An 8,179-nucleotide genomic window follows, 5' to 3' on the forward strand; every position below is an offset into this window, starting at 1 on the left:
AGTTAGTTTCCTAACTACGGATTTTGCATGATCGTTTGGATCGGTCAACCGGTCATTTTCTTAACTGATCGGCATTAAGCCTAGGCTCCTTTTTTAATACTCATATTCCAGTTTAAAATAACCTACTGACGATTAATTTTAACTGCAAATGGCGTGTCGTTATAATGCGTAGAGCGATACGGGTTTATATCAAGCCCACCGCGACGAGTATAACGCGCGTAAACCTCTAACTCTTTAATATTAAGTTGTGTTGTTAAATCGCTATAAATACGCTCAACACACTGCTCATGAAATTCGTTATGTGTTCTGAACGAAATTAAATAACGCAGTAACGATTCGCGACATATTTGCTCGCCTGTGTATCGTATAATCACACTTGCCCAGTCAGGCTGGGAGGTAATTAAACAGTTCGATTTAAGTAAATGGCTATAGAGCGTTTCAGTAACTACGTTATCACTTTTTGCTTTAAGTGAATTAGCATCAATATCGTAATTATTAATTTCAATATCTAAGTCATCAATACATTCACCTGGCAGCGCCGTACACGGTAAGCAATTGTAATCATCAGGATTATATAAAGTCACTTTGACAGGGCTGTTAACCGCGTTTGATAAGTCATCAATTAAGTGCTGTTTTACTACATCAATGCTTTCAAATCGGGTTTGGTTAAAGCTATTTAAATAAAGTTTAAACGACTTTGACTCAATAATATGGCTGCTTTGGCACTCAAAGGTAAATAAGGCTACGGCAACTTGCGGTTTACCTTTATTGTTTAGCCATGAAAGCTCGTAACCTGTCCAAATATCTTGGCCTTTAAATGGAAGCTCTGCTTCGTCAATATTTAAAGCATCACGATTTAGTTTGCGCGCAATAGGGAAAAGCAAGCTTGGCGTGTACACATCTACATACTCAGTAGATTGGCCTAATACGCTACCTTTAAGGTCTGGAGAATTGCTGTAATCTGTCATGTTTGCTCTTAAATAGTTACAATAGGGACATTATATCTAATTTAAATGAGTTTCACAGTATGTCTGTTGCATTGCTTATAGAACAACTTCATCAAACATTTAGCGAAAATATCCTGAAAAACACTACAAAGTACCCACTTATTGCGCACGACGAACAATGGCCAAGCCCATGTGAAGTTGGTGAGGTTGACGAGCAAGGAAACATTCAATGGCAGGGCGCGCGTCAGCAACCTGCAGGTTCACTTAATGATTTAGCCAGTGCACTTGAGCTTGAGTTTCCAAAAGAGCTTAGCGAGCTATATGGGCATATGTACGGTGGAAGCATTTCAGCAAGTATTGATGGGCATCAGGTTGAATTACTACAAGCATGGAACGAAGAAGACTTTAATTTGTTACAGCAAAATATAACGGGTCACGTTTTAATGAAACGCAAACTCAAGCAGCCAGAAACGGTATTTATTGGTTTAACAGATCAAGATGATTTACTAGTGAGTGTATTGGTGCACACTGGTGAAGTATGTTTAGAGCACGTAGGCAAAAAAACACACCATGTACTTGCACCTAACATTAATGCTTTTTTAAAGGCATTAGAGGTTTAAAATGCATCTAATAAATCAGCTTAGCGTTATCACTAAGCTGATTTTTAGAGCCATTACTAGGGCGTGTTGACCTTTCGTGATTGATTTTGCAGCTGTATGTTTGGTTTTTAGGCAAGGCAGAGCCTATGTAGTGTGGTTATTCCCCATAAATAGGCGATAACGAAGCATAAATGCCAAACATGCGCTGCCCTTTGGGTTCTTTCTAGGGACGATTTACTCTTTGTTGCTCGGTTTTTACTTAGCCCACTAGGTTACAAACCTCGCGCCGCGATTAAATCGTCCCTAGATTGAACAAATTTCAATCCACAAAGGTCAACACGCCCTAATGGTTACTGAAAATCCCACGATATATTAGACACTAAGCCACACGGCTCACACCTAAAGTCGAATAACCCAAACCACGATTCAGGTAATTTCCAATCACCATTGCAGCTAGGGCATTTTCGTTCAAGTTCAGACGCTTTATCTACGCCGCCTACACGGTATAAATAATAATAGGTTGGCTTTTCAGTTAAAAAACTAATTCGCTTTGTTATGTCTTTTCCGCGTCTGTATAAGTCGCTTTGGATACTCGATATTTCTTCAAGTGCCGGAAACTCACAACGGGTTGCGCCATTAATTTGAATTTGATCGCAGGCTTGCCAATCTTCTTGCCATTTTATAAGCGTTTTATAGTCACCATTAGCAATTGCCGGAATACGAAATAACGGCACAGGCAAAAAGTCATCACCACAATAAAGCGGGCTACACGTATGCACATAGGTTGTGTATAAAATATAACTTGATGGTTCTTTACAGCAATCAGCGCCGTTGGAGTGAATATCTTGCCCAATCACTTTTACTTTTGGCGCAAGTAGCCCCGCACTATGTAACTTTTCGATACTGTGCTTAACAAACGGGCTGTTATTTAGCGGGTGCATTGCATCTTCAGTAGGGCACATAACACGGGTAATAAAAAATCCATCTTTTAAAACGGTTGGAAATTCTTCCCCCATTATTTGACCATTAAAACGCAGTGCATTTACTAAGCGATTTATTGCTTGTTCGGCTTGTTCTAGGGTGGTGTCTTGGTAGCAATCAAAAGTTAAATCAACAACGAACATTTATAGTCTCAAATTATTTTTGTTCTAGCAGTGCAAGAAGTTTATCGAGTTTTTGCTCAATTCTATCTAATTGACTTGTTTTAAGCTCAGTACTATCTGACTGCTGTGGGTTTCTCATGAAGTTATTTATTGAATCAGGATTGTTTTTATATTGGCTTACTGCTGCAATAATCATCGGCATAGGAACCGGTTGCGCCAAACGGCTTTTAGTTAGTGCTACAGTAGGGGTTTTGCCTTCATCGAGAAGGGCTTTAATTGCATCAAATACAACTGAATTCATTAGATATATAACTCTTTAATAAAATAACTGCGCAGCATATAAATACTGCGCAGATGCTATGTTAGCAATAAATAAGGGAGGGTACATTAAATAAAATTACTTACTTTGACGAATGCGTACATCTAACTCGTCAATTACTTCACTCCAATCACCGTCTTGTGCAAGCGATTCAGCTAAAAAGTGCTGTTGTGCCTCATCCCAAAAAGAAGCTTCTTGGAGTAGTGTTGTGTCTTCTAATTCATGTGAGGCAATAAATGCATCTATTTGTTCATCAGAATTAGGTAATCCAAGCTGTGCAAATAGTGTATTGATGTCGTGTTTAGTCGTATCCATGATATTGCTCCTTATACCAGTTTTATTAAAAATATGCTCATTCTAGCGTATTAAATAGCTCACTTACTGCGTTAAAAATTACTCATATAGAACAACTATATGTCATAATTTTCGCCTTGTTATTGTGCTATTTTCTTAGCGCTATAAATAGAACACTCATTTAATGCAATTGGTATTAACTAAATGAAAACTTATTCTAAGGATTAACTCTACTCCTAGCTAGTTAAACTCTCGCTGAATTTACGGTTAATAATTTTAGGTATATAGTTAGGTATAAAGTTAAACAGTCTACAGCTAAAATAATAAAGGAAATACAATGAGTGTAACCACGCCAGCTGATACGTTCAGCGTACAGTATTTAGCCGCAGAAGATATTAGCACTGCAGCAAGCCTAATTTATCAGGCTTATCATGACGATCCTGTATTACAAAACATGCTTAGCTACAATGACGAAAATAAATCAGTATACGAAAAAAAATTACGATCATTAATTCGCGAAGAGCTCAGTAGTTTTTGGCAAGAAAAGCAGCCATTAATTGGTTTATACCGCAACGATAAATTAAAAGCAGTAGCGTGTGTATTTGAATCTAATAGCCAATTACAAGCGCAGCGTTATTGGCACTGGCGTTTAAAATTAATGCTGAGTGCGGGCTACTTACAAACAAATCAATTAATAGATAAAGAACAAACAATTAGAGATGCCCTTAAAGAGAAAGGCAATTACTACTTTTTAGCTTTTATTGCCGTAGATCCACATTTTCATGGGCAAGGGTTTGGTCGTTACTTACTACGAGGGCTTGATGATTTAGTTAAATGTAACGCTGAGTCAACGGGGATGGCTGTATTTGTAACGCGTAAAGAACACACTGAATTTTTTAAAACCGAAAAGTTTGAAGCATTTAAACACCTTACTTTTAACCAAGTAGAGGGCGAGTTACTGTTTAAATCAATAATTGAGCCAACTATTTAAAATTATGATGTAAGCCAATGCGCCCAAACGGACATAAGGCCGTGAGATATATCTCACATTATCGTGAGCATTGTCAGTTAAAGGCTATTAATAAGTAGCCTTTTTCAATTCAAGCTATTGTTATTTAAAGTTTATTTTTATTTTTCATTTTTGTGACGTTTATTTATTTGATGTTAAGTCCTATTTCTCCCCCCTGATTGCTTTAAACTTCTCTTCGTCAAGACGACATAGCTCAATGATTGAGTTACTGCCAAGGATACGGAATAGGCAACATAGCGGACGCTAGCAGGAAGCATAAAGGACAAGCTAAAACGGATACAAGGAAGAATAAGGAAGTGCATGAAGCACTTAGTAGCTAGGAGTTACTTTAGGATAATCACGGATGACGCTACAGGAAGTAGCAGGAGCGTTAGTTTACGCAGGACGGCCAAGATGGCAAGTGGGCATTGCAGGATGCAAAAGTGGCAGGAGCTGCTTTAAAGGATTACCAGGGATGATGCTACGGGATGTAGCTAAACGATAGATTTCGTGGGTTTGCCAAGATGGCTATGGATATTGCAGGATGCAAAAAGTGGCAGGAGCTACTTAAAAGGATTACCAGGGATGATGCTACAGTATGTAGCCAAACGATAGATTTCGTGGGTTTGCCAAGGTGGCTATGGATATTGCAGGATGCAATGTGAGGGTAAACAAGGTTGTTTACTCGTTCAGGGGATGATAATACGGATTTAAGATAATGGATATCTAGCAGGATGCAGTCCAATTGGGGCGTAACTTTAGTTACGCCTTAGTTTTTTGTGTTGAATTAAGTTTATTAATTTAAGACAAATACTCCTAAAGTATATTAAGTTTTATATTTTATGCGGTGGAACAACCACACTTTTCAAAAACTCATTTTCCATAATTAACACACCTTGATAAGCATTTTCACCATCGCTTGAAAACTCAAATATAAATTCGCTTTTGATGCCTGGCTTGCCGCTCTTTAAAAAACCAAAGCGGCGTTTAGCACATGCAACACTCATCAACTGCACCTGCAATTGCTCACTTTGACGTTTAGCATGAACGTTCGCCGCTTCAGCAACCTTTCGGTTAAGCCAAAATAAGTAAATTACACTACCAATAAGTATGAACGTCCATAAACTTGCCATTTAAGAGAATAACCTTCCAATTGCACGCGCGAGGGTTTCGCTACGATTTTCTTTACGTAATAAGCCTAATAAATGCGGGCGAATAGTCGGTATTGCAACTAAGTCAGCAAAAATACTAGGAAACAACTCATCAATTTTTTGATGATGTGCGCAATTATCAAAAAATACATGTAAGCGTTCAGGGTTTTCTAATTGCTTAAAACACCGCCCAGCTATTGTTAGTAACACGTCAGAGTCGTGCCTTACCTGTGAGCTTAGTACAGTATCAACTAATTGAGCGCATAACCCTTGAGCTTGACCTTTTGAAACAGATCTTAGTGCTGCGGTTATAGCTAATGTATCGTTATTACTAATTGCGGCCTGTGTGTAATCAACAAGTAACTCACTCATTGATGTTGGTATTTCAACGTGTTCAAGCATGGCACTGAGTGGTTGTAGTACTTCAATAGGTAAATGCGCCCATGCTTTTTGCAAATTACTTAAGTTTGTATCGCTGTCTAAGCGTAGTGCAAAATCGGCAATACCCTGCAGTGCAACACCTTGCCAATTATCAAAACCAATTTTACCGCTAAAGTATAACTGTGCATGCTCGTAATACTGCGACGCAGGCTGTTTTAATAGTACTTTTACTTGGGCGTTAAATGCCGCTAATTTATTTGCGTTTGGTGTAAAAACATAAGGGTTATTATCAAGTTTTCCATCGGCTTGCTCACCTGTGATTTCAGTGCCGAGCGCTTGAATAACCATATCAGCAAAGTGATCGCGGCTAGCACTTACAAGCATACTTTGCTCATCAAGTGGAAACTTTAAAAACCATACATAAGGTTCTTTACTGGCTTTAGTATCCCAAAATTGGATAGCGAGCCAAGCATGACCAGCAAGAGGATAAGGGTAAGGCACTTGAGCTTGTTCAATAGCTAAAAATTGTTTTTTATCGAGTTTAGTAATGTGCCTGCCAATATCAAAAGCACGCCACTGAGTACCCGCACCATCTAAAAGCTGACCTAATGTAGCTATTTGATCACTCATTGTTTTCTCAACTGTTTTTACTGCAAAATTACGTTAATTATACGTCATAGCCGCCTATGAGGGAACAGGGTATAATTGCATTACATATATAAAAGAGGGTGGTTATGTACCAGCAAACCCAAACTTATTTAGTGCAGCTAACCGCACTTTTACAAAAACATGCGCTTTGGCAAAGTGAGCCAATAGACGCTGAGGCACTACTTTCAAATACTCCTTTTTGTCACGATACAATGGCATTTGAGCAGTGGTTACAATTTGTATTTATTAATAAAATACAGCAATTAATAACACATAAACAACCACTGCCTCGTAACTTTGCTATTGCCCCTATGGCGCAAATGACACTTGTGAATAAAGCAGGGAGCGATGAAATAATTGAATTGCTAACAGCCCTTGATTCCTTTTTAGGAGAACCAAATGAGTGAGCGTCCGGCGCCTATTGAATATGGCGAGCTGACTATTTTGTATCAAGATGAAAACTATGTGGCTATAAATAAGCCTTCAGGCTTATTAGTGCATCGCTCGTTTTTAGATAAACACGAAACCCAGTTTGCTATGCAAATGTTGCGTGACCAGCTAGGGCAACATGTATTTCCAGTACATAGGCTCGATAGACCTACGTCGGGCGTATTGCTGTTTGCACTGAGCTCTGAAGCTGCTCGCGATATTAACCAGCTATTTATTGAAGGTACTATTGCTAAACGCTATTTAGCCTTAGTGCGCGGCTTTGCGCCAGAGTCAGTATTTCTAGATAAACCGCTTAAAGAAGAACTTGATAAAATAGCTGATAAATTTGCAGATCAAGACAAAGCACCGCAAGAAGCGCAAACCCAGTTTAATTGCTTGCACCAAGTTGCATTGCCTATTCCTATTGGTAAGTACCCAACAGTGCGTTACTCGTTGGTTGAGTGTTTTCCAAAAACAGGGCGCAAGCATCAAATTCGCAGACACTTAAAGCACTTATCACTGCCTATTATTGGTGATGTAAATCACGGTGATAACCAGCATAATCAATTTTTTAGAGAGCATTTTGAGCTAAGACGCTTAATGTTATTTGCAACAGAGCTTAGTTTTGTGCACCCTTATAGTAATGAATCAATAACAATTAAAGCGCCACTAGGTGAAGACATGCTTGAAATATGTAAGCAGCTAGGTTGGCCAGAGCAAGAAAAGGATTATTAATGGCACATATTAGTATTTTTGTAGGCAGCGTTAATGGCGGTGCAGAGCGTTTAAGCGACGAAGTTGCTGCCACAATTGAGCAAGCGGGTCATACTGCTACAGTAATTACTGAAGCATCACTTGATGATATAAAAAATGCATCGCATATTTTAATTGTTACCTCCACAACAGGCCAAGGTGATGTACCGAGTAATTTGGCAGGATTGTACTTTGCAATGAATAGCACTTTCCCAATGCTTACCGATAAACCGTTTGGTGTAATTGCAATGGGTGACAGATGTTACGGCGATACATTTTGTGGCGCAGGGCGAAGCTTTGACGAGCTACTACGCGATTTACAAGCAAAGCCTGTGGGCAACCGCCTAGAAATAGATGCATGTGAAGATTTTGAACCATGGCCAGTAACCGAGCCTTGGTTAAAAGTATGGCTGGAGAAACTACCTGCTTAATCCTTAACTTTAAGGTATTAAAAAAGGAGCGCATGCGCTAATGCCAGTCAGTTAAGCTGACTGGCATTTTTCTTTTTATGGGGATACTTAGATGGTTTTGGCTTAACCCATCGGG

At 39.0% G+C, this 8,179-nt stretch carries 11 protein-coding genes; 5 read left to right on the forward strand and 6 right to left on the reverse strand.

The window, feature by feature from the left end; genetic code table 11:
• Positions 1–122 precede the first annotated feature (122 nt).
• On the reverse strand, positions 123–968 hold the full coding sequence (gene queF / locus I6F54_RS19960; RefSeq protein ID WP_024590784.1) for an NADPH-dependent 7-cyano-7-deazaguanine reductase QueF: 846 nt from the start codon (positions 966–968) through the stop codon (positions 123–125).
• Positions 969–1,027: 59 nt separating this feature from the next.
• Between queF and syd the strand changes: the two genes are divergently transcribed.
• Positions 1,028–1,567: a SecY-interacting protein gene (gene syd / locus I6F54_RS19965; RefSeq protein ID WP_197102652.1), complete on the forward strand. Its 540-nt coding sequence runs from the start codon at positions 1,028–1,030 to the stop codon at positions 1,565–1,567.
• 329 nt (positions 1,568–1,896) lie between these two features.
• On the opposite strand, the gene I6F54_RS19970 is transcribed toward syd, so the two are convergent.
• The 3 genes from I6F54_RS19970 to I6F54_RS19980 all read right to left on the reverse strand — a co-directional run bounded on the left by I6F54_RS19970 (position 1,897) and on the right by I6F54_RS19980 (position 3,283).
• Positions 1,897–2,670 (reverse strand): Zn-ribbon-containing protein, encoded by a 774-nt coding sequence (locus tag I6F54_RS19970; protein ID WP_165741318.1) that lies wholly within the window; start codon positions 2,668–2,670, stop codon positions 1,897–1,899.
• 13 nt (positions 2,671–2,683) lie between these two features.
• Positions 2,684–2,950 (reverse strand): hypothetical protein, encoded by a 267-nt coding sequence (locus tag I6F54_RS19975; protein WP_010553684.1) that lies wholly within the window; start codon positions 2,948–2,950, stop codon positions 2,684–2,686.
• A 96-nt stretch (positions 2,951–3,046) separates the two neighbouring features.
• Positions 3,047–3,283 carry a DUF2789 domain-containing protein gene (locus I6F54_RS19980; RefSeq protein ID WP_002958240.1) on the reverse strand — a complete coding sequence of 79 codons (237 nt, stop codon included), beginning with the start codon at positions 3,281–3,283 and terminating at the stop codon, positions 3,047–3,049.
• A gap of 316 nt (positions 3,284–3,599) precedes the next feature.
• On the opposite strand from I6F54_RS19980, the gene I6F54_RS19985 reads away from it, so the two are divergent.
• Entirely contained in the window at positions 3,600–4,253 is a 654-nt protein-coding gene (locus tag I6F54_RS19985; protein WP_008169301.1) for a GNAT family N-acetyltransferase, read from the forward strand.
• An 851-nt stretch (positions 4,254–5,104) separates the two neighbouring features.
• Here the strand turns inward: I6F54_RS19985 and I6F54_RS19990 are convergent.
• Both I6F54_RS19990 and I6F54_RS19995 read right to left on the reverse strand, forming a co-directional pair.
• A complete protein-coding gene (locus tag I6F54_RS19990; protein WP_166420279.1) occupies positions 5,105–5,404 on the reverse strand; it encodes a DUF3301 domain-containing protein in 300 nt (99 codons plus the stop codon).
• Entirely contained in the window at positions 5,405–6,433 is a 1,029-nt protein-coding gene (locus tag I6F54_RS19995; RefSeq protein WP_197142777.1) for a DUF3549 family protein, read from the reverse strand.
• Between the two features lie 104 nt (positions 6,434–6,537).
• On the opposite strand from I6F54_RS19995, the gene I6F54_RS20000 reads away from it, so the two are divergent.
• From I6F54_RS20000 to I6F54_RS20010, 3 genes are read left to right on the forward strand one after another with little or no spacing between them, the layout of a single operon-like run.
• Positions 6,538–6,858, forward strand: a complete 321-nt coding sequence (locus I6F54_RS20000) for a YqcC family protein (protein WP_165728588.1) — start codon at positions 6,538–6,540, stop codon at positions 6,856–6,858.
• Entirely contained in the window at positions 6,851–7,615 is a 765-nt protein-coding gene (gene truC, locus I6F54_RS20005; RefSeq protein ID WP_197142779.1) for a tRNA pseudouridine(65) synthase TruC, read from the forward strand. Before I6F54_RS20000 ends, truC begins: the two co-directional genes overlap by 8 nt.
• Positions 7,615–8,064, forward strand: a complete 450-nt coding sequence (locus I6F54_RS20010) for a flavodoxin (RefSeq protein ID WP_010553680.1) — start codon at positions 7,615–7,617, stop codon at positions 8,062–8,064. The genes truC and I6F54_RS20010 overlap by 1 nt, the downstream gene beginning before the upstream one ends.
• Positions 8,065–8,179: the final 115 nt, after the last annotated feature.

Source organism: Pseudoalteromonas sp. SWXJZ10B, from assembly GCF_015864475.1.
In the GTDB taxonomy this organism is placed as follows: domain Bacteria; phylum Pseudomonadota; class Gammaproteobacteria; order Enterobacterales; family Alteromonadaceae; genus Pseudoalteromonas; species Pseudoalteromonas arctica.